The sequence below is a fragment of the Streptomyces sp. NPDC001222 genome, assembly GCF_042896945.1.
GTDB classification, from domain to species: Bacteria; Actinomycetota; Actinomycetes; order Streptomycetales; family Streptomycetaceae; genus Streptomyces; species Streptomyces gibsoniae.
Window position 1 is genome coordinate 69464 of sequence record NZ_JBIAXT010000008.1, and the last position, 23926, is coordinate 93389.

At 71.9% G+C, this 23926-nt stretch carries 22 protein-coding genes; 9 read left to right on the forward strand and 13 right to left on the reverse strand.

Features of this window, described 5'->3' with window-relative positions; all coding sequences use genetic code 11:
* Nucleotides 1–42 precede the first annotated feature (42 nt).
* Genes ACFY2Z_RS13940 through ACFY2Z_RS13950 form a run of 3 tightly spaced genes read right to left on the reverse strand, consistent with a single transcriptional unit; the run spans nt 43 to nt 1213 of the window.
* Nucleotides 43–462: a PRC-barrel domain-containing protein gene (locus ACFY2Z_RS13940; protein WP_390744402.1), complete on the reverse strand. Its 420-nt coding sequence runs from the start codon at nt 460–462 to the stop codon at nt 43–45.
* Nucleotides 462–1070, reverse strand: a complete 609-nt coding sequence (locus ACFY2Z_RS13945; RefSeq protein WP_390744403.1) for a PRC-barrel domain-containing protein — start codon at nt 1068–1070, stop codon at nt 462–464. The genes ACFY2Z_RS13940 and ACFY2Z_RS13945 overlap by 1 nt, the downstream gene beginning before the upstream one ends.
* A complete protein-coding gene (locus ACFY2Z_RS13950; protein WP_311694682.1) occupies nt 1067–1213 on the reverse strand; it encodes a hypothetical protein in 147 nt (48 codons plus the stop codon). The genes ACFY2Z_RS13945 and ACFY2Z_RS13950 overlap by 4 nt, the downstream gene beginning before the upstream one ends.
* A 234-nt stretch (nt 1214–1447) precedes the next feature.
* On the opposite strand from ACFY2Z_RS13950, the gene ACFY2Z_RS13955 reads away from it, so the two are divergent.
* Nucleotides 1448–1900 carry an ATP-binding protein gene (locus ACFY2Z_RS13955; protein ID WP_390744404.1) on the forward strand — a complete coding sequence of 151 codons (453 nt, stop codon included), beginning with the start codon at nt 1448–1450 and terminating at the stop codon, nt 1898–1900.
* A 105-nt stretch (nt 1901–2005) separates the two neighbouring features.
* Here ACFY2Z_RS13955 and ACFY2Z_RS13960 read toward each other — a convergent pair whose 3' ends face one another.
* Nucleotides 2006–2896, reverse strand: a complete 891-nt coding sequence (locus ACFY2Z_RS13960) for an RNA polymerase sigma factor SigF (RefSeq protein WP_390744405.1) — start codon at nt 2894–2896, stop codon at nt 2006–2008.
* A 257-nt stretch (nt 2897–3153) separates the two neighbouring features.
* On the opposite strand from ACFY2Z_RS13960, the gene ACFY2Z_RS13965 reads away from it, so the two are divergent.
* On the forward strand, nt 3154–3615 hold the full coding sequence (locus tag ACFY2Z_RS13965; RefSeq protein WP_390744406.1) for a helix-turn-helix domain-containing protein: 462 nt from the start codon (nt 3154–3156) through the stop codon (nt 3613–3615).
* Nucleotides 3616–3649: 34 nt separating this feature from the next.
* On the opposite strand, the gene ACFY2Z_RS13970 is transcribed toward ACFY2Z_RS13965, so the two are convergent.
* The 3 genes from ACFY2Z_RS13970 to ACFY2Z_RS13980 all read right to left on the reverse strand — a co-directional run bounded on the left by ACFY2Z_RS13970 (nt 3650) and on the right by ACFY2Z_RS13980 (nt 6197).
* Nucleotides 3650–4252, reverse strand: a complete 603-nt coding sequence (locus tag ACFY2Z_RS13970; RefSeq protein ID WP_390744407.1) for a ClpP family protease — start codon at nt 4250–4252, stop codon at nt 3650–3652.
* A 1-nt stretch (nt 4253) separates the two neighbouring features.
* The gene (locus ACFY2Z_RS13975) at nt 4254–4892 is read right to left on the reverse strand and encodes an ATP-dependent Clp protease proteolytic subunit (RefSeq protein WP_390744408.1); all 639 of its coding nucleotides are present in this window, start codon (nt 4890–4892) and stop codon (nt 4254–4256) included.
* A 102-nt stretch (nt 4893–4994) separates the two neighbouring features.
* Complete coding sequence (locus tag ACFY2Z_RS13980; RefSeq protein WP_390744409.1) at nt 4995–6197, reverse strand: epoxide hydrolase family protein; 1203 nt, start codon at nt 6195–6197, stop codon at nt 4995–4997.
* 137 nt (nt 6198–6334) lie between these two features.
* On the opposite strand from ACFY2Z_RS13980, the gene ACFY2Z_RS13985 reads away from it, so the two are divergent.
* Nucleotides 6335–6817 (forward strand): VOC family protein, encoded by a 483-nt coding sequence (locus tag ACFY2Z_RS13985; RefSeq protein ID WP_390744410.1) that lies wholly within the window; start codon nt 6335–6337, stop codon nt 6815–6817.
* A gap of 250 nt (nt 6818–7067) precedes the next feature.
* Nucleotides 7068–8672 carry a bifunctional phosphatase PAP2/diacylglycerol kinase family protein gene (locus tag ACFY2Z_RS13990; protein WP_390744411.1) on the forward strand — a complete coding sequence of 535 codons (1605 nt, stop codon included), beginning with the start codon at nt 7068–7070 and terminating at the stop codon, nt 8670–8672.
* Here the strand turns inward: ACFY2Z_RS13990 and ACFY2Z_RS13995 are convergent, their stop codons facing one another.
* Complete coding sequence (locus ACFY2Z_RS13995; RefSeq protein WP_390744412.1) at nt 8673–10172, reverse strand: MFS transporter; 1500 nt, start codon at nt 10170–10172, stop codon at nt 8673–8675. It abuts the gene before it with no gap.
* Nucleotides 10173–10359: 187 nt separating this feature from the next.
* Between ACFY2Z_RS13995 and ACFY2Z_RS14000 the strand changes: the two genes are divergently transcribed.
* Together ACFY2Z_RS14000 and ACFY2Z_RS14005 are read left to right on the forward strand one after the other, a co-directional pair.
* On the forward strand, nt 10360–10701 hold the full coding sequence (locus tag ACFY2Z_RS14000) for an ArsR/SmtB family transcription factor (RefSeq protein ID WP_390744413.1): 342 nt from the start codon (nt 10360–10362) through the stop codon (nt 10699–10701).
* A 5-nt stretch (nt 10702–10706) separates the two neighbouring features.
* Complete coding sequence (locus ACFY2Z_RS14005) at nt 10707–11237, forward strand: SRPBCC family protein (protein WP_390744414.1); 531 nt, start codon at nt 10707–10709, stop codon at nt 11235–11237.
* Between the two features lie 4 nt (nt 11238–11241).
* Here the strand turns inward: ACFY2Z_RS14005 and ACFY2Z_RS14010 are convergent, their stop codons facing one another.
* The 5 genes from ACFY2Z_RS14010 to ACFY2Z_RS14030 all read right to left on the reverse strand — a co-directional run bounded on the left by ACFY2Z_RS14010 (nt 11242) and on the right by ACFY2Z_RS14030 (nt 18695).
* Nucleotides 11242–14058 (reverse strand): NHLP bacteriocin export ABC transporter permease/ATPase subunit, encoded by a 2817-nt coding sequence (locus ACFY2Z_RS14010; RefSeq protein ID WP_390744415.1) that lies wholly within the window; start codon nt 14056–14058, stop codon nt 11242–11244.
* Between the two features lies 1 nt (nt 14059).
* Entirely contained in the window at nt 14060–16294 is a 2235-nt protein-coding gene (locus tag ACFY2Z_RS14015; protein WP_390744416.1) for an NHLP family bacteriocin export ABC transporter peptidase/permease/ATPase subunit, read from the reverse strand.
* Nucleotides 16291–17097: an HlyD family efflux transporter periplasmic adaptor subunit gene (locus ACFY2Z_RS14020; protein WP_390744417.1), complete on the reverse strand. Its 807-nt coding sequence runs from the start codon at nt 17095–17097 to the stop codon at nt 16291–16293. The genes ACFY2Z_RS14015 and ACFY2Z_RS14020 overlap by 4 nt, the downstream gene beginning before the upstream one ends.
* Nucleotides 17098–17190: 93 nt before the next feature.
* Nucleotides 17191–17406 carry a type A2 lantipeptide gene (locus ACFY2Z_RS14025; protein ID WP_311694668.1) on the reverse strand — a complete coding sequence of 72 codons (216 nt, stop codon included), beginning with the start codon at nt 17404–17406 and terminating at the stop codon, nt 17191–17193.
* An 881-nt stretch (nt 17407–18287) separates the two neighbouring features.
* On the reverse strand, nt 18288–18695 hold the full coding sequence (locus ACFY2Z_RS14030) for a PaaI family thioesterase (RefSeq protein WP_390744418.1): 408 nt from the start codon (nt 18693–18695) through the stop codon (nt 18288–18290).
* Nucleotides 18696–18890: 195 nt separating this feature from the next.
* Between ACFY2Z_RS14030 and ACFY2Z_RS14035 the strand changes: the two genes are divergently transcribed.
* The 3 genes from ACFY2Z_RS14035 to ACFY2Z_RS14045 all read left to right on the forward strand — a co-directional run bounded on the left by ACFY2Z_RS14035 (nt 18891) and on the right by ACFY2Z_RS14045 (nt 23885).
* The gene (locus ACFY2Z_RS14035; protein WP_390744419.1) at nt 18891–20351 is read left to right on the forward strand and encodes a S1 family peptidase; all 1461 of its coding nucleotides are present in this window, start codon (nt 18891–18893) and stop codon (nt 20349–20351) included.
* 464 nt (nt 20352–20815) lie between these two features.
* A complete protein-coding gene (locus ACFY2Z_RS14040) occupies nt 20816–23272 on the forward strand; it encodes a SpoIIE family protein phosphatase (protein ID WP_390744420.1) in 2457 nt (818 codons plus the stop codon).
* Nucleotides 23273–23381: 109 nt separating this feature from the next.
* Nucleotides 23382–23885: a metallophosphoesterase family protein gene (locus ACFY2Z_RS14045; protein WP_390744421.1), complete on the forward strand. Its 504-nt coding sequence runs from the start codon at nt 23382–23384 to the stop codon at nt 23883–23885.
* Nucleotides 23886–23926: the final 41 nt, after the last annotated feature.

Below are 23926 nucleotides of genomic sequence, written 5' to 3' on the forward strand. Positions count from 1 at the left end.
GCAGCCCCTGCCCGCTCCGCCCGCCGACCTGGGCCGACCGCCTCAGTCCGCCCGGACCACGAGCGCGTAGTCCCCGAGCCCGAGCAGCCGGTCGCCCGCGACCTCGCCCAGGGTGGTGACCACCTTGTCGATCCGTCCGGTGGACGGGTCGAAGACCAGGTCCTGGACCGTGCCGCGCTCCTCGCCCTCCTCGGACAGCACCAGCATCCCCAGCACCTCGTGGCGCGGGCCGGGCGGGCCCGGGTCCGGCGGCACGTCCGATGCCACGATCACGGCGTCGGCACCGACCGCGTGCAGGGCCTTCCAGGCGACGGCCGTCTCCTTCCGGCCGCGCGGTCCCGCCACCCGCAGATGGGTGATCCGGCCGGCCGCCGCGTCGAGGGCGAGCGAGGCGAGCGCACCGATCTCCCGCGCCTCGCCGAGCGTCACCACCGGCAGCCCCCGCGCCTCGGAGAACGTCATCACGGCAGCGGCCCCCTCTCGACACTCTCCGCGGCGGGGCCGCCCCGCGACCGGTACGCCTCCACACGGGCCGCGAACCCGGCGAGGTCGTCCGCGACGAACCGGACCGCGTCCGCCGGTACCACCAGAGCCCGCCCCGACACCGCGAGCGTCTCGCCACGCGGCACGAACACCCGGCGCCGTCGCCTGCGCGACCCCGCGACCAGCGACTCCCGCGCATTGATCCGGAAGCCCACCACCCGTCCGCTCGTGCCGCCCTCGACCACCACGTCCAGCACGACGCCGATCTCCGTGCCCGCGTCCGTCAGCACCCTGGCGCCGAGCACCTGCCCGCGCGCGGCCTCCTTGCGCGCCACCACCGCGGACGACTCGGCCAGCACGTCCTGAGCGCGGATCAGCACGGCGTGCCGGCCCAGCGCGTGCACCGCACCCCACGGCAGGCTCCTGCGCAGCGGCCCCGCGAGCAGGCCACGGCCGCTGAGCGTGAACCCCGTGATCCGGCCGGCCGGGCCGTCGAAGACCGTGTCCCGCACCTGGGCGACCGCGTCACCGCTCAGCGTCACCACGGGACGCCCGGACAGTTCGCGCGCCCCTGTCAGCTCGTTCATCGCCCATCCCGCCTTCCGGGCCGGTCACCCCGCCGGACCGCGATCACCGTGCCCGCCCGCCGGCGCGCCTGCACCCACAGCGACAGTCCGGACAGCAGCGCCACCGCCACCACCACGAGGACCGGCCACTCCCACCAGCTCACGGTCCACCTCCGGTACCCCGGCCCCGGCCGCCGTCGGCCGGGCGCCGTACCATGCGGATGCCCCGGACGCATCCGAAGATGCCCCGCGTGACGGCCTCCCCGCAGCCTGTCACCGCGCCCTCGAATCGTTCCCGGGGGACTGGAGACCGTATCGCTGGGTACGAGCACTGGTGCGGTGTTCCTCCGACGAGGGCGCCGCGCCGTACGAATCCCGGCTTTCCGAGAGAGAACCGCATGATGGAGCACATGGACGGAGCAGTGATACCTACTGACTTCGACATGCCCGTTGAGCCGCTGCGGCGGGCGGCGCACTACACCGGTGAGCCGGGGTCCATCGCCGAGGCCAGGACCTTCGGAGAACTGTTCGTCGAACAGCTCAGGTCCGAGTGGTGCGCCCCGATCGAACGGCTCGCCGCCGACGATGTGCTTCTGGTGGTGAGCGAACTGGTCACCAACGCGCAGCGGCACAGCCACGGCCCGTACGTCCTGGAGCTGGAGGGCACCGACACGGCCGTCACGGTCGCCGTCTACGACAGCAGCGCGGCGCTGCCCCGGCGCTATCCCAGGGACCCGGGACGGGTCGGTGGCCATGGGCTGGAGATCGTCCATGCGGTGTCTGCCCAGGTCACGGCCGAGCTGGTGCCGGTGGGCAAGTGTGTACGGGCGGTCGTACGGCTGACCCGCTGAGCCGGCCGCGTCCGCACCGGAGCGGCCGGTGGTGCGGGCCCCTGCCGTCGGGCGGAGCCGCCGGTCACCACCGGCCGTCCTGCGTCGCTGTCGACCGGCCCTCGCTCAGACGGCGTCGACCCGGTTCAGATCGTCCAGCATCCCGCTGCGCAGCTGCTCGATGATGCGCTTGATGAGGCGTGAGACATGCATCTGGGAGCAGCCGAGCCGCGCGCCGATGTCGGCCTGGGTGGCCTCCTCCACGAAGCGCAGATGGATGATCGTCCGGTCCCGTTCGCTCAGCTCCGCCACCAGCGGGGCGAGGGTGTGGAAGTCCTCGACGAGACGCAGGCCCTCGTCCTCCTCGCCGATGAAGTCGGCGAGCACCGTCTCCCCGTCCTGGTCCTCCCCCGTCAGCGTGGCGTCCAGGGACGACGAGTTGTAGCCGTTGGCCGCGATCCGCGCCTCCGTGACCTCGTCCTCGGACAGGTTCATCAGCGCGGCCAGCTCGGCGACGGTCGGCTCCCGGTCCAGGCGGGTGGCGAGCTCCTCGCGCGCCTTCGCCAGCTCCACCCGCAACTCCTGCAGGCGGCGCGGCACATGGACGGCCCACGTGGTGTCGCGGAAGAACCGCTTGATCTCACCGACGATGTAGGGCACCGCGAAGGAGGTGAACTCCACCTCCCGCGAGATCTCGAACCGGTCGATGGCCTTGATCAGGCCGATCATGCCGACCTGGACGATGTCCTCCATGTCGTCACCGCGGCCCCGGAACCGTCCGGCCGCGAACCGCACCAGCGACATGTTCATCTCGATGAGGGTGTTGCGCGCGTACTGGTATTCGTGTGTGCCCTCGTCCAGGGTGGTCAGGCGGTGGAAGAACTGCCGGGACAGTTCCCGCGCGTCACGAGGAGCCACGGCCCGCGGATCCGTGACGGTCGGCAGGGGGCCCTCACCAGTCCTGGTACGGACGCTGTCGTCGATGACCGTGGACCAGCTCATGGCGGCGGTGTCCATTGCCTCTACCTCTCCCAGGAAACTCACTCTTCGGCCTTTTGGGCTTGGCCTCTTGGGCGTCGTCCATCCGTGTGTGAGCGCGTCTACCCCGAAGTCGGCATCTCATGTCAGTGCTGTCGCCCGGACGGCGTGACGCCGTTCACGCGGCGGCGACCGCCGGACGGCCCGGCCGCCATGTGTACTACGGCGGCGGGGGGTTCACCCAGGGCGCAACACCGCCCCCTTCCCGTCGCGCCCGCCGTCCCTAGGCTGAGGGGGTGAGCCCTCATGCGCCGAACGAAGCCCGCGTCATCCCGCTCCGCCCGAAGGGCGCGCAGCCCCGCACCGGCACAGCGCCCGGCACCGGCACAGCGCCCCGCCCCGCGCAGCAGCCGGGTCCGGCCCCCCGGACGGCCGCGCCCAAGGAGCCGCTGTGGCGGGACCTCGTCGGGGACATACTGCGGCGCGAACGGCTCGCCCAGGAGCGCACGCTCAAGGACGTCGCGGAGGCGGCCCGTATCTCGATGCCCTATCTGTCCGAGCTGGAGCGCGGCCGCAAGGAGGCGTCCTCAGAGGTCCTCGCGGCCGCGGCCCGGGCGCTCGGGCTCGGCCTCACGGACCTGCTCTCGCTCGCCCAGGACGAGTTGGCGGGTGGCGCCCGGAACCGGCCGGGCCGGGGCCGTACGTCGCCGACGGCCCGGCCGGGCGGGCGCTACGACGGGCTGTGCCTCGTCGCCTGACCGTTCCACGGAGTCCGGCCCCCGGCCCGCCGGGTCACTCGAACGCACCTCGGCGCCCGAGGACCTCGTCGGCGAGTCCGTAGGCCACGGCCTCCTCCGCGGTGAAGACCCTGTCCCGGTCCATGTCGGCCCGCAGGGTCGCCACCTCGTGGTGCGTGTGCCGGGCGAGGACCTCCTCCACCTGGGAGCGGATACGCACCATCTCCTTGGCCTTCAGGCTCAGGTCGGAGACCGTTCCCTGCTGCCCTCCGGCCGCGGGCTGGCCGAGCAGCACCCGGGCGTGCCGGAGCACGAACCGCCGACCGGGGTCGCCGCCGGCCAGCAGCACCGCCGCCGTCGAGGCCGCCTGCCCGACGCAGAAGGTGGAGATGGGGGCCCGTACGAACGTCATCGTGTCGTAGATCGCCATCAGTGACGTGAACGACCCGCCCGGGGAGTTGAGGTAGACGGAGATCTCCTGCTCCGGGTCGGCGGACTCCAGATGGAGGAGCTGCGCGATGACGACGTTGGCCACGCCGTCGTCGATCTCGGTGCCGAGGAAGACGATCCGCTCGGAGAGCAGCCTGCTGAAGACGTCGTAGGACCGCTCGCCCTGCGCGGTTCGCTCCACGACGTAGGGAACCGTGTACGACCCCATGTCACAGCCCCATCCGTCGGCGCGCGGCGGCCGGGCGGACGTCGGTGAGCGACTCCACGACCCGGTCCACCATTCCGTACTGCCGGGCCTGTTCGGCCGTGAACCAGCGGTCACGGTCGCCGTCCCGTGCGATGGTCTGCGCGCTCTGCCCGGTGTGCTCGGCGGTGATCCGCTCGATGGCCTGCTTGGTGTACTCCAGGTTCTCCGCCTGGATCTCGATGTCCGCCGTCGTGCCGCCGATGCCCGCCGAGGGCTGGTGCATCATGATCCGCGCGTTCGGCAGCGCGAACCGCTTGCCGCTCGTTCCCACGGTGAGCAGGAACTGGCCCATGCTGGCGGCGAATCCCATCGCCAGCGTCGAGACGTCGTTGGGGATGAGCCGCATGGTGTCGTAGATGGCGAGCCCCGCGGTGACGGACCCGCCGGGGCTGTTGATGTACAGGCCGATGTCGGTGCGCGGGTCCTCCGCCGACAGCAGGAGCAGTTGCGCGCACACCCGGTTCGCCGACACCTCGTCGACCTGCGTGCCCAGGAAGACGATGCGCTGGGCGAGCAGTTGTGCGGCGAGATGGTCGTCGAACCGGCTGGGCGGGGTGTCGCCCTCCTCGGCGCGCGGAGAGAGCGTGGTCAGTGGAGTCATCGGGTCTCCTTGTCGTGGCACGGATGCCGTCGACTCCACTGTCGGCCCGCGGCGACGGGCGCACACCGTTTCTCTGCCCGCCGCAGATTCGCCGAGGGCAGATCAGCCCTTCTCGCGCAGCTGCCGGAAGAAGGCCCGTACGTCGTCCACCAGCAGGTCGGGCTCCTCCATCGCCGCGAAGTGCCCGCCCCGGTCGAACTCCGTCCAGCGCACGATCTTCTCGGTCCGCTCCGCCCGGTGCCGCAGCGGAACCTGGATCTCGGCCGGGAAGACAGCGACCGCCGTCGGTGCGGTGGACGGCTCGGACGGTGCGGCGGCACGGCCCGCGGCATGCGCCCGCTCGTAGTAGATACGGGCCGCCGAACCGGCGGTGCCGGTGAGCCAGTACAGCATCACGTCGGTGAGCAGCCGGTCCCGGTCGACGGCCTCCTCGGGCAGCTCCCGCGAGTCGGTCCACTCGCGGAACTTCTCCACGATCCAGGCGAGCTGGCCGACCGGCGAGTCCGTGAGGGCGTAGGCGAGCGTCTGCGGCCGGGTGGAGTGCAGGATCGCGTAGCCCGTGCCCTCGCGCTGCCACTCCTCCCATCGCCGCCAGGAGGTGAGGGTGCGCTCGCGCTCGTGCGGACTCAGCGCGGCCAGCTCCTCGGTGGTCGGCTCCGTGGTCTGCTGCGCGCCCGGCAGCAGATTGAGATGAACACCGATCACCCGGTCGGGGTGGGCACGGCCCAGTTCCCGGGAGACCATCGCGCCCCAGTCGCCGCCCTGCGCGCCGAACCGCGGATAGCCGAGCCGGTCCATCAGCTCGACCCAGGCGTCCGCGATGCGGCCCGCCTCCCAGCCGGTGTCCTGGGTCGGGCCGGAGAATCCGTAGCCGGGCAGGGCCGGCACCACGACGTGGAACGCGTCCGCGGGGTCGCCGCCGTGGGCGGCCGGATCGGCGAGCGGCCCGACCACGTCGAGGAACTCCACGATCGATCCCGGCCAGCCGTGGGTGAGCAGCAGCGGGATGGCGTCCGGCTCGGGGGAGCGGATGTGGGCGAAGTGGATCCGGGCCCCGTCGACCTCCGTGGTGAACTGCGGCCACTCGTTCAACCGTGCCTCGGCGGCGCGCCAGTCGTAGTCGTGACGCCAGTACCGGGCGAGTTCGCGCAGATAGCCGAGGGGGACCCCGTACGCCCAGCCCACATCCGGCAGGGCGTCGGGCCAACGGGTGCGGTCGAGGCGTTCGTGCAGGTCGTCGAGGTCGCTCTGCGGGATGTCGATGCGGAACGGCTGCGGGGGCGCCGCGTCCTCAGAGGTGGTCATGGTGGCGGATCGTAGTCCCGGCCACGGGGGTCACCCCCGATCACATGGCCGGGAACAGTGGTCGGCTCGCCACCGATGAGTCGGGGGACGAGGATCGGTCTACCGGGGTGATGACGTTCCCACCCGAGGAGGTACCGATGCCCGCCGACGGATTCACCACCTGTCTGTGGTTCGACGGCCAGGCCGAGGAAGCGGCCGATTTCTATGTGTCCGTCTTCAAGAACTCCCGGCTCGGCCGTGTGGGCCGCTACACCGACGCCGGCCCCGGCCGGTCGGGCTCCGTCATGGCCGTCGAGTTCGTGGCCAACGGCGACAAGTTCGTCGCGCTGAACGGCGGACCGCAGTTCACCTTCAACGAGGCCGTGTCCTTCCAGATCTTCTGCGACGACCAGGACGAGGTGGACCACTACTGGAACCGGCTCCTCGAGGGCGGCGGCGAGCCCGGCCCCTGCGGTTGGCTCAAGGATCGGTACGGCCTGTCCTGGCAGGTGGTACCGGCCAGGCTGATCGAGCTGATCAGCGACCCGGACGCGGCGAGGGCGGCCCGCACCACCCAGGCCATGATGACGATGTCCAAGCTGGACATCGCGGCCCTGGAGAAGGCGTACGCGGGGGAGTAGCCGCCGCGGGCGCGGGGGGCCGCGCCCTGCCCGGGAGCGGCCCCGACGCCGTCGGTTCCGATGCCCGGCGAGCGGACGGGGCACGGCTTCCCATGCCGCGACTCCCGCCCCGACCGCCGCCGGGGTTCCCAGGCAAGCAGAGCGGGAGGCGAGGGGGAGGACGTCCCACGGCCGACGCGGTGGTGACGGGCGTCCGCCGGTCGGGTGCGTCCCGGATGCCGCCGTCGGCCCATGCCGGTAGCCGTGGAGCATGCGCTTCCTCGGTGAGCTGGACCAGCGGCTGTTCATCCGGGTCGCCGCCGCCCGTGTGCCGGGCGCCGACCCCGCGCTCACCCGGCTCAGCCGCTCGGCGGACCACGGCCGGCTGTGGCTGGGCGCGGCGGCCGGGCTCGTGACGCTCGGCGGCCACACCGCCCGGCGCGCCGCCCTGCGCGGCGCCGGTTCGCTCGTCCTCGCCTCGCTGACCGTGAACACCGTCGTCAAGTGGTCCGCCCGGCGCCCGCGACCGCTGCTGGACCCCGTGCCCCAGATCCGGCACCTCATGCGACAGCCGCGTACGACCTCCTTCCCCTCCGGTCACTCCGCGTCGGCCGCGGCCTTCGCCACGGGAGTCGCCCTGGAATCCACCCGCTACGGCGCGCTGATCGCCCCGGTGGCCGCCGCGGTCGCCTTCTCGCGGGTCTACGTGGGTGTGCACTACCCGGGGGACGTCCTGGCCGGCACGGTGATCGGCGTCGGCGCTGCGGTGCTCACCTGCCGCTGGTGGCCGCCGCGCCAGGTGAATCCGGAGCGCGAGCGGCCGCTCGCCACGGCACCCGCCCTGCCCGGCGGCGAAGGGCTCGTCGTCTTCGTCAACACCGGCGCCGGGACCCCGGCCGCCCCGCTGCCGGCCACCACCCTCCTGGCGGAACTCCTGCCCGGGGCGGAACTCGTGGCGTGCGGACCGGACGACGACTTCGACGCGCTGCTCGACCGGGCGGTCCGTCGAGCCCTCGCACGGGGCGGCGCGCTGGGCGTCCACGGAGGCGACGGCACGGTCAACGCGGTGGCCCGGTCCGCCGCCCGGCACGGCCTGCCCCTCGCGGTGTTCCCCGGCGGCACCTTCAACCACTTCGCCCTCGATGTGGGCGTCCCGCACGTCGCGGACACGGTGGCCGCGGTGGAGCGCGGTGAGGCGGTCGCCGTGGACCTCGGGACCGCCGCTCCCCAGGAAACGAGCGCGGACACGGACCGGGACACGGCTCCGACGGAGTTCCTCAACACCTTCGCCATCGGTCTCTATCCCGAACTGGTCCGGCTGCGCGAGCGCCTGGAGCACCGGATCGGCACATGGCCCGCGGCGACCGTGGCGCTCGTCCGGGTGCTGCGCACCGCCGCGCCCACGGAACTGCGCATCGACGGCCGGCGCCGCCGGCTGTGGCTGCTCTTCGCGGGCAACGGCTGTTATGTGCCCGACGGTTTCGCGCCCGCGTTCCGTCCCCGGCTCGACGACGGGCTGCTCGATCTGCGGCTCATCGACGGGGACCGCCGGCTGGCCCGCACCCGGGTGGTCCTCGCGGCGCTCCTCGGGGCCCTCGGACACTGTCCGGTGTATGTCGCCGAGCGGGTGCCCGAGGTGCGGATCGAGGACCTCAGAGGCACGGACACCTGCGCCTGCGACGGTGAAGTCGTCCCGGCTCCGAGGGCGTTGCGGCTGTCCAAGCGGAACCGGGCGCTGGTCGTCTACCGGCCCGCCGTACCGCGCAGCGAGATCGTCCAGCAGGCACGGCTCGCCGCCGTCGTCGCCCGGTTCCGGGGACGGGGGAGGGGCCGCCGTCTCCCTGCGGACGGCGGCCCCTCGGCTCTCGGGTACTGATCACATGTGGACGACGGGGGCGCCCTCGGCGGCCGGCTGCTGGGTGCCGGCGCGGTAGAGCAGGAACGCGACGACCGCGCCCGCGGCGAAAAGGCCCGCCGACCACTCGAAGGCGGTGGTGTAGCTCTCCATGGTCGCCTGTGCCCGGACCAGCCTGCTGGTCGCGTCCCTCCCGGCCAGATAGTCGGTCGCGGCGCTCGCGGCCAGCGTGTTCAGCAGCGCCGTACCGATGGAACCGCCCACCTGCTGCATCGCGTTGACGGTCGCGGAGGCGACCCCCGCGTCCTCGGCCGCCACCCCGCCGGTGGCGAGCTGCATGGCCGGCGGCATCACCAGGCCGAGGCCCACGCCGATCACGATCAGCTGCGGCAGCACGGCGCTCAGATAGTGCGAGCCGAGCCCGATGCCGGTGAGCCAGGCCATGCCGGCCGTGGCGACGGCGAAGCCCAGCGGGATCACGATCTTCGGACCGATCCGCGGCAGCAGCACCGTGGTACCGAGCTGCGCCGTCACCATCAGCGCCCCGACCATCGGCAGGAACGCCACACCGGTCTTCGTGGGGCTGAAGCCGAGGTTCAGCTGCAGGTAGTAGGTGAGGAAGAGGAAGACACCGAACATGCCCGCGCCGGTGACCAGGACCGCGAGATAGGAGGCCGCGCGGTCGCGGTCGAGCAGGACGCGCAGCGGCAGCAGCGGGTGCGCGGCCCGGGTCTGCCACCAGGAGAAGGCGGCGAGCAGCACACCGCCCGCGATCAGGAAGCCCCAGGTCTGCGGCGAACCCCAGTGGTGCGTCTCGGCGTTCGAGAAGCCGTAGACGAGGGAGAAGAGACCACCCGCGACCAGGACCGTGCCCGGCACGTCGAGCTTGGAGTTCGCGGCGTCGCGGTGGTTGCCGAGCAGGACCCAGCCGCCCGCGAAGGCGACGACGGCGATGGCCACGTTCACATAGAGCGTCCAGCGCCAGTCGAGCGCATCGGTCAGCATCCCGCCCAGCAGCAGGCCGACCGCGCCGCCCGCGCCCGCGATCGCGCCGTACACGCTGAACGCCCGCGCCCGCTCCCGGGCGTCCGTGAACGTGGTGTTGAGCAGCGACAGCGCGGCCGGCGCCAGCAGCGCACCGAAGACGCCCTGCAGGGCACGGGCGGTGACCAGCATGCCGAAGCCGGTGGCGGCGCCGCCGAGCGCGGAGGCCGCCGCGAATCCGACGACCCCGACGAGGAACGCGGGCTTGCGGCCGAAGAGGTCCGCGATCCGCCCGCCGAGCAGCAGCAGGGAGGCGAACGCCAGCGCGTACGCGGTGACGATCCACTGCCGGTTGGCGTCGGAGAAGCCCAGGTCCGCCTGGGCGGACGGCAGGGCGATGTTCACGATCGTGGCGTCCAGCACCACCATCAGCTGCGCGATCGCGACGACCGCGAGGATCCACCACCGCTTCGGCGAGGCGGTGGGTGGTGCTTCCACGGCGTCCGTCGGGATGCCGCTCTTCACCGTCTGGGACATGGCAGAACCACTCCAGGGAAAGTCGTTCGGACAGTCATAAACGAAACTGTTTCGTACACTTCGAGCGTAGACCCCTCCTCGCGAAACGGCAACGTTTCGATGGGGTGATTCGCGTGGACGGGTGGGCCCTCGGCGGCGTGTCCTTCATTCCTTGACAGGAATATAACCAGACGAGCATATTGGGGGCGTGTCCGATGCCTCCTTGTGGTCCGCCCTCGCCGACCCCCACCGACGGGCCATCGTCGCGCTGCTCCTGGAGCGGCCGCGGTCCGTCGGTGAGATCGTCGATGCGTGCGGTCTCAGCCAGCCGAGCACGTCGAAGCATCTGAAGGTGCTGCGCGACGCGGGCCTGGTGCGCGTACGACAGGACGCGCAGCGCCGCGTGTACGCGCTCGACCCGGCCCCGATCGCCGCACTCGACGCCTGGCTCGACCCCTACCGCAGGCTGTGGAACCGCAGCCTCGACGCGCTGGGGCGGCGCCTCGACGAGACCTCGGACGACCCCGACCGACCCTCCGCGAAGGACTGATCACCATGGCCGCCGACCTCACCGGCACCTACCTCACCCTCGACGACGGCCGCCCCGCCGTACGCTTCAGCCGGGTCTACGAGCACCCGGTCGACCATGTCTGGCGGCTGGTCACCGACCCCGACGAACTCGTCCGGTGGTTCCCGTCCCGCGCCGAGTTCGAGCTGCACTCCGGCGGCACCGTCCACTTCAGCGGGGACCCCCACATGCCGGAGCCGACCGGCACGGTCCTGGCCGTCGACGCGCCCCGGCACCTCTCCTTCACCTGGGGCGGCGACGAACTGCGCTTCGACCTGGAGGAACTGGAGGGCGGACGGACCCGCTTCACCCTCACCAACGTCCTCGGGGAGCAGAACACCGCCGCCCGCAACGGCGCCGGCTGGGAGGTCTGCCTCGCGGCCCTGGACGCCCGGGCCCGCGGCGAGCGCTTCGAAGGCCCGCATGCCGGGGAGACCGCGCCCTGGAAGGAGTACTACGAGCGGTACATCCGGGCCGGGATCCCCTCCGGCGCGCCCGTTCCCGGCACCGACGCCTGACCGCTCACGCCATCTGACGTCGTACCAGCTCGTGCAGCCGCCCGCCGGTGTCCGCCAGCAGTTCCGCCGGCGGGCCCTGCTGGGCGACCTTGCCGTCCTCCATCACGATGACCCGGTCCGCGTCCAGCACCGTGGACAGCCGGTGGGCGATCACGATCCGGGTCGCGTTCAGGGCCCGGGTGGACTCGATGACCCGGCGCTGGGTCTCGTTGTCCAGCGCGCTCGTCGCCTCGTCGAAGAACAGGATGCGCGGGCGGCGGATCAGGGCCTGCGCGATCATCAGCCGCTGCCGCTGTCCGCCGGAGATCGCGCCGCTGCCCTGGACGATGGTGTGCAGACCCATCGGCATCCGCTTGATGTCCTCGGCCAGTCCCGCCATCTCCGCCGCGGCCATCGCCTCCTCCGGCGTGTACGGCTCGGTGCCGCAGATGACGTCCAGGATCGAGCCGGTGAACGGCTGCGCGTGCTGGAGCACCACCCCGCACTGCCGGCGCACCGCCGACTGGTCCAGCGCCGCGAGATCCTGCCCGTCGTACAGGACGCTGCCCGAGGACGGCTTGTCGAAGCCGATCAGCAGGCGCAGCAGCGTCGACTTGCCACAGCCGCTCGGGCCCACGATCGCCACGAACTCGCCCGGCCGCACGGCGAACGACACATCGTCGAGGACCAGGGGACCGTCGTCGGCGTAGCGGAACGAGAGCCGGCGCGCCTCGATCGCACCGGACAGCACCCCCGGGCGGGTGCTCGCCGTACGCACCTCCGGTGTCGCGTCGAGCACCGGCTTGATCTCCTCGAACAGCGGCAGCGCCGCCACCACCGACACGAACGCGCCGGTGAGCTGGGTGACCGAGGTCAGCAGCATGGTGACCGAGGTGTTGAAGGTGAGGAAGTCGGCGGCCGACAGGGCGCCCCTGGCCGGGCCCGCGAGCAGGATGAACATCAGCAGTGAGCACAGCGGCAGATACACCGAACCCAGCACCGTGGTGAGGTTCTTGATCCGGCCCACCTTCTGCTGCAGCTCACGGCTGTGCGCGAACTCGCCGGCCCAGGCGGCGTACGCGTAGTTCTCGGCCGCCGCGACCCGCAGCTTGGGCAGTCCGCGCAGGGTCTGGAACGCCTGGTTGTTCAGCTTGTTGCCGAGCCGCACCAGTCGCCGCTGCCAGCGCACCTGCCACAGCCCGAGCCCCAGGAAGACCGCGGCGATGACGACGAGCATGGCGATCGCCGCCAGCGCCATGGGCACGCTGTACCACAGCAGCAGCCCCAGGTTCATCATGCCGACCGTCACCGACTGGGCGACCACCGGACCGACCCCGGCGAGCAGTCGGCGAATGGCGCTGATGCCCATCGCCGCGCTCGCCAGCTCACCGGTGGAGCGCTCCGCGAAGAACTTCGTCGGCAGCCTCAGCAGCCGGTCCCAGACCGCCGGCTGGAGCGTCGCCTCGATCCGTCCCTCCAGGCGCAGGATGCTCAGGTTCTCCAGCAACATGAACGCCGCGGCCACCACACCGGTCACCATCAGGGCGAGGCAGACCTGGACGATCAGCCCCTGCTGGGCCTTCGGTACGTACTCGCCGAGCACCTTGCCGGTGGCGATGGGCACCAGCGCGCCGATCGCCACGGTCACCAGACCGCTGAGCAGCAGTCCGAGCAGGTCGCCCCGGGTGCCGCGCATGCTGAACCGCAGCAGCCGCAGCGGGTCGAGGCCCTGATCGGGCAGCGGACGGTAGAACATCACGGCCCGCGGCTCGAACTCGGCCGCGTTCGCCTTCTCGACGGGGGTCTCGCGGCCCGACGAGGGCTGGACGGCCACATAGCCGCCGCGCCGCCACAGCAGTGCGACCGGCGCGCCCGACAGCGCACGGTGGCCCACCAGCGGCCCGACGTCGTCGCGCCACCAGCGCCCGTCCAGCCGTACGACCCGGGTGCGGACCCGGGAGGCGATGGCGATGCGTTCGACCGGATCGAGGCGGTCGCTCTCGGTATCGCTCCCCGCGGGGTCGGCCAGCGCGATCCCGGCGGCGCGGGCCACCAGCCGGCAGGCCGCGTAGGTGGCGTCGGCGTCGGCCGCCGTCGTGCGCCGGGCCGACGCCCTGCCGATCGAGGCGAGCAGGGTGCGGTCGGCCTGGGCGCGGACCGCCTCGCCCGCCTTGATACCGGCAGCGGTACGGGTCTCGTGGCTGCGCTCCACCTGCTCGATCCACCGGTCGAGGGTGGTGAGGAGCCGGTACTGCTGGTCGACCATTCCCTGCCAGACCGCGGGATCCATCAGCAGATCGGCCGCCGCCTCCGCCCCGTAGAGCGAGCCGTACTGGACGCTGCCCGGCGGCACCTGCATCCAGAACACATCGTCGTCGGTCATCTCGGCGGCCCGTTCGTTCGCCGTCGGCGCCTGGAAGAGGATCGACAGACTCCGGCCGACGCCCAGGGCGAGCGCGTACTCCAGCGGGCTCGTCGTCGGCGGTACGTACTGCGGGTTGCCGTACTCGTCGTACGACCAGGTCTGGGTGTCGACCTGCTGATACAGCTCGCGCAGCTGGATGCGGCGCACCGCGCAGTCGCGCACCGGGCGGGCGACCAGGGTGTGCTGGGGTCCCGGGACCGGGCCGAGCAGCAGCGAGCCCGCCTCCAGGCGGCCGAGGTGGTGCCAGTGGCCCTGCGCGGTGGCGTCCACCGCGAACAGGTCCAGCGCGCCGGCCGCGACCAGCCACAGCACCTGAGGACCCTCCAGGTCGAGCCGGCCGAGGCCGGAGCAGTCGACCGGGGACCCCATCGTGCCCAGCGCGCCGAGAACGAGGTCTCCCTCGTGAACCGCCGTCATCTCATCGCTCCCTGACGAGCTCGGCGTACGCCCCGCCGGCCGCCACCAGGGCGTCGTGCCGCCCCCGTTCCACGATCGTGCCGTGCTGGAGCACCACGATCTCGTCGCTGTCGCGCACGGTGCTCAGCCGGTGCGCGATCACCACACAGGCGCAGCCTCGCTTGCGCAGGTTGTCGATCACGGTCTGCTCGGTCTCCGCGTCCAGGGCGCTGGTCACCTCGTCGAGGACCAGGATGCTGGGGTCGCGCACCAACGCCCGGGCGATCTCCAGACGTTGGCGCTGCCCGCCGGAGAAGTTCCGCCCGTCCTGCTCGACCCGGCTGTGGATGCCGCCGGGGCGACGCATCACCACGTCGTACAGGGCCGCGTCCCGCAACGCCGCGACCACCGCGTGGTCCGGGATCGAGGGGTCCCACAGCGCCACGTTGTCCCGAACCGTGCCCTCGAAGAGGAAGACGTCCTGGTCGACGAAGGAGACCGAGGCGGCGAGCGCGCCACGCGGAATGTCCTCCAGGCGCCGTCCGTCGATGCGGATCTCGCCCTCCCAGGGCGTGTACAGCCCCGAGATCAGCCGGGACACCGTCGACTTGCCGCTGCCCGAGCCGCCGACCAGGGCCACCTGCTGACCCGGGCCCACGGTCAGGCTGAAGCCGTTCAGCAGCGGCTTGTCCAGCGGGCTGTAGCCGAAGGTGATGTGTTCCAGTTCGACATGGCCGTGCAGCCGGCGGGTCGACTCGCCGCGTCCGGAGCGGCCGTAGAGCGGGTCGGCCTGGAAGTTCTCCACGTCCTTCAGGCGCGCCACGTCCGCGGCGAAGTCCTGGATCCGGCCCGCGACCCCGTTGAGCCGGGTGATCGGCGCGGTGAACCGGGTCACCAGCGCCTGGAAGGCGACCAGCAGACCGACCGAGATATGGCCCTCGACCGCCCGCAGTCCGCCGATCCACAGGATCAGCGCGCTGTTGAGCGTGGCGAGCGTCGGCGCTACCACCCCCAGCCAGGCGCTCGGCACCCCGAGCCGCTGCTGTTCCTCCAGCGTGGTGGAGTGCTGCCCCGCCCACTTGCGGAAGTAGCCGTCCTCGCCGCCGGTCGCCTTCATCGTCTCGATCAACTGCAGCCCGGTGTAGGCGGTGTTGGTGAGCCGGGCGCTGTCCGCGCGCAGCTTCGCGGTGCGCGTCGCCCGCAGTCGTACGACCACTCGCATCGCCACCACGTTGAGCAGCGCGACGCCGATGCCGACGAAGGTCAGCTGCGGGTCGTACGTGTACAGCAGCACCGCGTACAGCACGACGACGACCGCGTCCACGCCGGCCGCCGCGAGGTCGCGGGCCAGGGTCTCGGCGACCGCGTCGTTGGACTGGAGGCGTTGGACCAGGTCGGCCGGGCTGCGCTGGGCGAAGAACGTCACCGGCAGGCGCAGCAGATGGCGCAGGAAGCGGGCGCTGGACAGCGTCGAGGAGATGATCCGGCCGCGCAGCAGATTGGTCTGCTGCAACCAGGTCAGCACGATCGTGAGCAGCACGCACGCGGCCATCGACGCGAACAGCACACCGAGCAGCGAGGTCTGCCCGCCGATCAGGAACATGTCGATGTAGGTGCGGCTCAGCGCCGGCATCGCGGCGCCCACCACCACCAGCAGCAGGCTCGCGAGGATCGCTGCGGGCATCGTGCCCGAGGTGCCGCGCAGCCGGGCGGGCATGGCGCCCAGGACGCCCGGCCTGCGCCCGCCCCGGGTGAAGTCCTCGCCCGGCTCCATCACCAGTACGACCCCGGTGAAGCTGGTGTCGAAGTCCTCCATGGGCACGAAGCGGCGGCCCTTGCCGGGGTCGTTCACGTACACGCCGCGGCGGCCGAAGCGGCGCCCCATGCCGTCGTAGACGACGTAGTGGTTGAACTCCCAGAACAGGACGGCCGGCGCCCGCACCTCGGCGAGCGCGGCCGTGTCCATCTGCATGCCCTTGGCCGTGAGACCGTAACTGCGAGCCGCTTTCAGGAGGTTGCTGGCGCGTGAGCCGTCGCGGGAGACGCCGCAGGCGATGCGCAGCTCTTCAAGAGGGACGTGTCGGCCGTAGTGCCCGAGCACCATGGCCAGGGAGGCGGCGCCGCACTCCACCGCCTCCATCTGCAGCACGGTGGGCGTGCGGACGGTCTTCGTCCGGCCCTTGGGCACCGTGCGCTTCGGCGGTGTGGCGCGGCGTCTGCCCCGTACCGGGGGCAGGGTGTCCGAGGGAGCGGTCACGGCAGGAGCCAATCGACGGGACGCTGATCGGCCATGCGGATCGAGCCGGAGGCCAGGGTCATGGAGGTGAGGGCGAACGGAGGGCCGTCCACGGACGACCATCGGTAGCCGCTCTTCGTGCCGGAGGACTTGTCGAGCCGCACCAGGACGGCCACCGGGCGGCCCTTCTTGGTGAACTGCTCCCCGAGCTGGCCGTCGCCCAGGAACGAGGCGATCTGCTGTGCCGACTGGGGCGCCCGGTCCACGGACTTCACATGACCGCGCAGCACCCCGTACTGCTGGGTCGGCACCGACTGGACGGTGAGGTCGACGGAGGCGTTCGCGGGGATGGCGGCGGCGTTCTCGGCGGGCACGTACACCGTCGCGTACAGCGGGTCGGAGGCGTGGGCCACCTTCTCCACCGAGGCGACGTTCGTCCCGGTCTGGATGATCTGGCCGATGGTGGCGGCGAGCCCGGTGATGCGGCCCGCGGCGACCGTGCGGACCACGGAGTCGCCCTCGCTCGTGTGGACCTTCACCACGGGCGCGTTCGCGGGGAGCTGTTCGCCCTCCCGGGCGAGGACCGCGGTGACCTGTCCGGCGACCGGGCTCTGCAGGAGGTAGCTGCCCTCTCCATGCGTGAGGATGGCCGGCGCGCTGACCGTGGAGGTCACGGAGCCGGTGACGGCCCAGGCGGACGCTGCGGCCATGGCGACCACCGTCACGGTGAGCACGAGCCAGCCCTGGGGGCGGGCGAAGCGCACCGGGAGATCCAGCTCTTCGGGCGACTGCAGCTTGGCGAGGGCCTGTTGGCGGAACTGCACGGAACTTTCCCTCACCTGTTCGGAGAGATCTACGGCATCCGAGAGTCCCGGAACCGGGAGACGGTTCCGGGACTCAACGGCACACAGGTGCGATCAGAGACCGGCGACCAGCTGGGTGACCGGGGCGGTGTTCAGACCGGTGACACCCTCGACCGTGCCGACGGCCGTGCCCACGAGGCCGGAAACCGGGGCAATGCCATCCACCAGGCCGGTGGCGGTGCCAACGGCGTTGATCTGCAGGCCGCCGGAAACGGCGTCCAGCTCGGCGTCCGAGATCTCGGCGGTCGCAACCTGGGGGGTGGAGTTCATGATGGAACTTCCCTTCATATGGATATTCACAAGGGGGAGAGCGGCCCCCCTCTGGGGACAGACGGTCGGCCGCGTTCGCGGATGCCGGGAACCCGTCGCCGGGCCCCATGGGGGCGGCCCCCGCGGTGCAACGGATCAAAGCACGCCGGAGCCCGGCTCTTCCAATCAACCAACGCTCTCACCAGGGCAATTGATGTCCCTGCTTGTGGATCCGTGCAGGTGCGCGCACGCCGCGTCGGCCACTTCTTCACATGCAATGGCGCTTCGGTGCCCTCGGCTGCTTGTGGCCCGGAATCCGAATGGGACACTCCTGGTCCAATGGCGCGGGGCCCGGCGCGCGAGTGTGCAGATCCGTCGTGCGCGGTGACCTGATTGCGTAATCAGTGTGCAGATTCCCTGAAGCCGGGATTCCGCTCCTGGCGCTGAACCCAACGTCACCGAGCAGTCGCGAAGCGTGTGCGTACAGGGTGGTGACGGTCGCCCATACGGTGCCTGTGGCGGCCGTCCGTACGGTGCCTGTGACCGTCGTCCGTACAGTGCCTGTGACAGTCAGTCGGTCGGATACGTGCGCCGGTCTCGTCGCTCGCGCAGGGAATCCGGCGCGATCGGGCGCTAGGGGAAGCCTCCTCGGACGGCTCCCCGGGCTAGGGTCTGTCGTCGAACTCGTGTCGTCGCCCGGAGGGCGGCCCTGCGGCGTCAGGTGCGTGCTCTGGGGGTGCCCTGCTCGAAGAGCTCGGGGGAGTGCCGGGCGGAAGCCCTCGTACTGGAGGTACGTGGGGTTTCGCCCGGTGCGGCGGTGGGGGCACCGCCCGCGCGAGCGAAGCCGAGCGTGGGGGAGCGTGCATGGCGTCGCGGGGCAGGCGGGAGTCTGACGACAGGCCCTAGTCCAGCAGTGCGTACACCGTGCTCGCCCGTGCCGCGATCGTGGCCGTGTCGCCCGAGGTCATCGTGATGTCGGCGAACGCCATGCGCCTGCCCAGTTTGGTGAGGACCGCCTCCACCAGTACATCCGTATCCACGACCGCGCGCTGGAAGCTGGTGGACTGCTGGACGGTCGTCATGGGGACGAAGCCGCCGCGCGCCGCCGACACCGCGATCACGGTGGCCGTGTCGGCCGCGGCCATCAGAGCCTGTCCCGACAGCGCGCCGCCCTCTCGGGCGAGGCGGGTGGACCAGGGCAGCCGCAGCACGGCCCGCCGTTCGTCCAGTTCGACCACGGTGAGTCCCAGGTCCTGCACCCAGGGGGCGAAGCTGCCGACGAGGATCTTGTCGGCTTCGGCTGGCGTCATGCGTGATTCCATACCCCCGTCCGGGGCTCCGCAGACGCGTTTGCCACCTATTTCACGCTTTCGCATACGCCAACTCGGCCAGATCGCAGCCCGGTTGAACACCCCTCATGACACGTGCGTATCAACAGGCATCCAGGCGCCCCAGACAGCTGCCGGACGGCGGCGAACCACCCCCCGTCCCCAGGAGGTAAAGAGTTGAGTCACAAACGCATACCCAAGCGCAAGGCCGCGATCGCGGTGGGAAGCGTGGCGGCGCTCGGAGCGGCGGCCCTTCTGCTGCCCAACGCCAACGCGTCACAGACGGGTTCGTCGGACGCCACTCCGAAGACGTTCAAGGCGAACGACGTCTCGAGCCTCGCCTCGCAGATCGCCGCCCAGCTGGGTGATGCCTTCGCCGGCTCGTACTACAACGCCGACAAGCAGCAGATCGTCGTCAATGTGGTCGGCAACGACAGCAATGTCGTCAACACCATCAGAAAGGCCGGCGCGATCCCCAACAAGGTGCAGAACAGCACCGCCGCGCTCCAGGCCGCAGCCAAGACGCTCAAGGCGCAGGCCACGGTCCCCGGCACCGCCTGGTCCGTGGACCCCAAGACCAACAAGATCCAGGTCAGCGCCGACAGCAGCGTCACCGGCGCCAAGTGGGACAAGGTGGAGTCGACCGTCAAGAGCCTCGGCTCGGGTATGGCGACCCTCAAGAAGTCCGGCGGCTCGTTCAAGACGCTGGTGTCGGGCGGTGACGCCATCTTCGCCCAGGCCAACGGCGGTGGTGTCCGCTGCTCCCTCGGCTTCAACGTCACCGCGAGCGACGGGACCCCGGCCTTCCTGACGGCCGGCCACTGCGGCGTCGCGGCCAAGCAGTGGTCCGACTCCCAGAACGGGCAGCCGATCGCCACCGTCGACCAGGCCACCTTCCCCGGCAACGGTGACTTCTCGCTGGTCAAGTACGACGACCCCAAGACCCAGGCGCCGAGCGAGGTCAACGCCGGCAACGGGCAGACGGTCCAGATCAACCAGGCCGCGGACGCGGTGGTGGGCCAGCAGGTCTTCCGGATGGGCAGCACCACCGGTCTGCACGACGGAACCGTCACCGGACTCGACGCCACCGTCAACTTCCAGAGCGAGACCGTGCCGGGCGGCGTCGACACCGTCACCGGGCTCATCCAGACCAACGTCTGCGCCGAGGCCGGAGACAGCGGTGGCTCCCTCTTCACCCAGGACGGCAGCGCGGTCGGTCTGACCTCGGGCGGCAGCGGCGACTGCACCGCCGGTGGCGAGACCTTCTTCCAGCCGGTGACCGCGGCGCTCAAGGCGACCGGCGCGACCCTCGGCGCGGGTGGCGCGGTGGGCGGGGGCGGCGCTGCGGGTGCGGGCGACCAGAGCGCGAGCCCCGGTGACCAGAGCGGTGCCGGTGCCGGTGCGGGTGACCAGAGCGGTGCCGGTGCGGGTGACCAGAGCGGTGCCGGCGCCGGTGCCGGTGCGGGTGACCAGAGCGGTGCTGGTCAGGAGAGCGCCAGCCCCGGCGACCAGAGCGGCGCCGGTCAGCAGACGGGCGGCGCGGCCGACCAGTCCGGCAGTGGGCAGTCCGGCAGTGAGCAGCCCGGGCAGGCGCAGGGCAACGGCGCGGCCGACGGCTCCTCGCTGACGAGCCACTGAGCCCCTGAATCAGTGCGCCACGGTCCGGCCCTCCGGCGGGAGGGCCGGACCGATCGGCGTCGGCCGGCAATACGTTCTGAAACGTTCGCGACCGCGAAGTCGCCCCCTTCTCAGGGAGTCCGGACCGGTCATCCCTCGTCGGTCGGCGCGGTGGCCGGAACGCCGATCTCGAACTTGTTCGAGTGCGGCCCTGTTCCAGCCGCAGGTGGTGGTCGGAGCTGATGCCGGCGAGCAGCGCGACCTCCAAGTCGCCGACGGCGTTCGTGCCGTTCATACGACCACCGTAGGTCCGCTCCCGCGCTTCCCGGGTGTCCCTGTCACCCCCAGAAACCGGGACACATCGCATCCCGCCAGGCTCCGCCGCGACAGTCCGTCGGCGCCCCGAGGTAACGACACGCACAAGGAGCTGCGCCGACACGCGCAGAGGGGCTGCGCCGCAGCGGCGGAAGCGCTGTAATTGCAGAGTGGGCAGTGAGGGCGCTGCGGGACGCAGAACGAGAACGCAGCGTGCGGAACTTGCCCTCAAGACGCTCACCGCGGACCTCGAACCGCGCGAGCGGCTGCGCCGCGTCCTCGAACAGGCCCTGGCCTTCACGACGGCCACCCTCGTCGCCGTCTACACCCCGCACGAGGACGGTGACGGGGTCCGGCTGATCGAAGCGGTCGGCGTGCCGAGGACCCTGTACGGGTTGCGCGACATCCATCCGCTTCCCGCGGGGTCCCCCCTGGCGGACGCCCACCGCACCGGGCAGCCCCTCTGGCTCGCGCCGGAGGACCTCGGTCGCTGTTCCGACCCGGGCCGGCTGCCGGACCCGGACTTCTGGCTGGGGATCCTGCCGCTGCGCGACGGCGGCTGCCTGGCCGCCGTCACCGACCATCCGGACGGCTTCGACGCCGAGGACCGCGAGTGCCTCCAACTCGTCACCGAAGCCGTCACCGGCCCCGCGCCGGACACGGACGGCACCGCCCGGCCGGTCGGCGGCTCGTTCGCTCTCACCGTGGACACCGGCCGGGTCGAGGTCGACGGCGAGGTACTGGACCTCTACGGCATCGATCCGGACGCGTTCGACGGCAGGGTCGAGACCCTGCTCGCCCGGACCGTGCCGGAGGACGTGCCGGCCTTGATGTCCGTCGTGGAACCCGAGCGTCTCTCCGTCGGGGACCGGGAACTGGAGTTCCGTATCCTCCAGCCCTCCGGCGCGCCGAGATGGCTGCGGCTGCGCGGGCGGCTGCTGCCCGCGGAGGAGGGACGGCCGGCCCGGCTCGTCGGTACCGTCGCGGACGCCTCGAAGCTGCGCCCCGCCGTCAGCGACGTCACCCGCATCCAACGGCTCGCCGCGGCCCTCGCCATGGCGGGCACCGTCCGCGATGTCAGCGGCGCCGTGGTCGCCGCCCTGCGCACCCCGCTGGGCGCGGACCGGATCGCCCTGGCCGAGCTGGAGTCCGACCGGCTCGTCGTCACCGTCCTCGACCCGCCCGAACCGGATGCCTGGCCCGAGCTGTGGCGCACCGAATGGCGCACCGAGTGGCCCGACGCCCCCGTACGCGCCATGCCGACGCTCGCCGCCGCGCTGCGCGAGGGCCGCGCGGGGATCTGGCCGGCCGGCACCGACCTGGAACCCGCGCTCGCCGAGGTCGGGCCCGGCGGCCTGGTCGTGCTGCCGCTGCCCGCGGGCGGACGAACGGCGGGCGCCTGCCTCATCGGCTGGGACAGCCCGCACGACTTCACCCCCGACGAGAGCGCCCTGCTCACCGCCGCCGCGGGTCTCGCCGGACAGGCGCTCGTGCGCGCCCACGCCTTCGACGCCGAACACGAACTGATCGGCATGCTCCAGCGCGCCCTTCTTCCCCGCCGTCTGCCCCGGCTGCCGGGCGCCGACGCCGTGGCCCGCTATCTGCCGACCACCGCGGGCCTGGAACTCGGCGGCGACTGGTACGACGTGATCCCGCTGCCCGAGAACCACGCCGCCCTCGTCATCGGCGACGTGCAGGGTCACAACGCCGGAGCCGCCACCCTCATGGGCCAGATGCGCACGGCCCTGCGCGCGTACGCCGCCGAGGGCCACCCCCCTGACGTCGTCGTGTCGCACGCCAACCGGCTCCTCGTGGAGATGGAGTCCGACCTCTTTGCCACCTGCTGCTATGTCGACGTCGACATGGAGGAGGGGACCGCCTGGTGCGTCCGTGCCGGACACATTCCGCCGGTACTGCGTCATCCGGACGGCAGAGCGGAGATCGTCGAGGCGGAGGGCGGACCGCCCCTCGGCGTCGTCGACCAGGCGGAGTACCCGATGACCCAGATGCGGCTGCAGCCCGGCACGATCGTCGCCCTCACCACGGACGGCCTGGTGGAGACCGCCGAGACCAGCCTCGACGACGGCCTCGTGCGGCTGGGCCGGGAGCTGTCCGCCGCGGATCCCGGCCACCTCGGGCTCGTCGCGGACGCGCTGCTCGCCGACGCCAACCGCAGCGACGACGTCGCCCTCCTCCTGGTCCGCTACGACGGCATGGCGGTGCGCCCGCTGCGCGAGACCTGGACGGTGTGGCGGGTCCCCGAGGCGGTCCGGCACGCCCGGCGCTTCACCCGGCGCTATCTGCGTGTCTGGGGTGTGGCGACGGAGGACGTCGACACCGTGCTCCTCGTCGTCTCCGAGCTCGTCACCAACGCCCTTGTGCACACCGACGGCCGGGTGCGCCTCGACCTCACTCTGCTCAACCACCGGCTGCGCGTCGCGGTCGCGGACGCCTCACCGCGTTCGCCCGTCAAGCCGACGAGCATCGGCTGGGAGGCCACCGGCGGCCGGGGCATCCTGCTCGTCGAGGCCGTGGCCGCGGCCTGGGGGACGCTCCCGGTCAGCGGGGGCAAGCAGGTGTGGGCGGACATCCTCCTCGAACAGGCGCCGACGAGTGCCCGCACCTGACGACGACCGCTCGTCGACACGACCACGGACACCGGCCCGCGCATGGCCGTGGACGCGCCCCCGGTGCGGGCGGCGCCCCCCGGTCGTGCCGTCATGACACCCTGACATCGTGCGTCTGCTGCTCATGTCCGACACCCACGTCCCCCGGCGCGCCAGGGAACTGCCCCCGCAACTCCTCGCCGAACTCCCTCGTGCCGACGTCGTGATCCACGCCGGTGACTGGGTGGACGTCGCCACGCTCGATCTGCTGGAGAGCCGGTCCGCGCGGCTGATCGGCGTCCACGGCAACAACGACGGTCCCGCCCTGCGAGCCCGGCTGCCCGAGGTGGCCCGTGCCGACCTCGACGGTCTGCGCCTCGCGGTGGTCCACGAGACCGGCGCCGCCCGGGGGCGTGAAGCCCGCTGCGCCGCGCGCTTTCCCGATCTCGACGTGCTGGTCTTCGGACACAGCCACATCCCGTGGGACACCACCACGGACACCGGTCTGCGGCTGCTCAACCCGGGTTCCCCGACCGACCGGCGACGCCGGCCGCACTGCACGTACATGACCGCGACGGTGACCGAGGGCACGCTCGGGGACGTACGACTGCACCGCCTGCCCCCACGCATCTAGCGCCCCAACAGGCGGTCAGGGCAAGTGAGTTGACGCCTCGC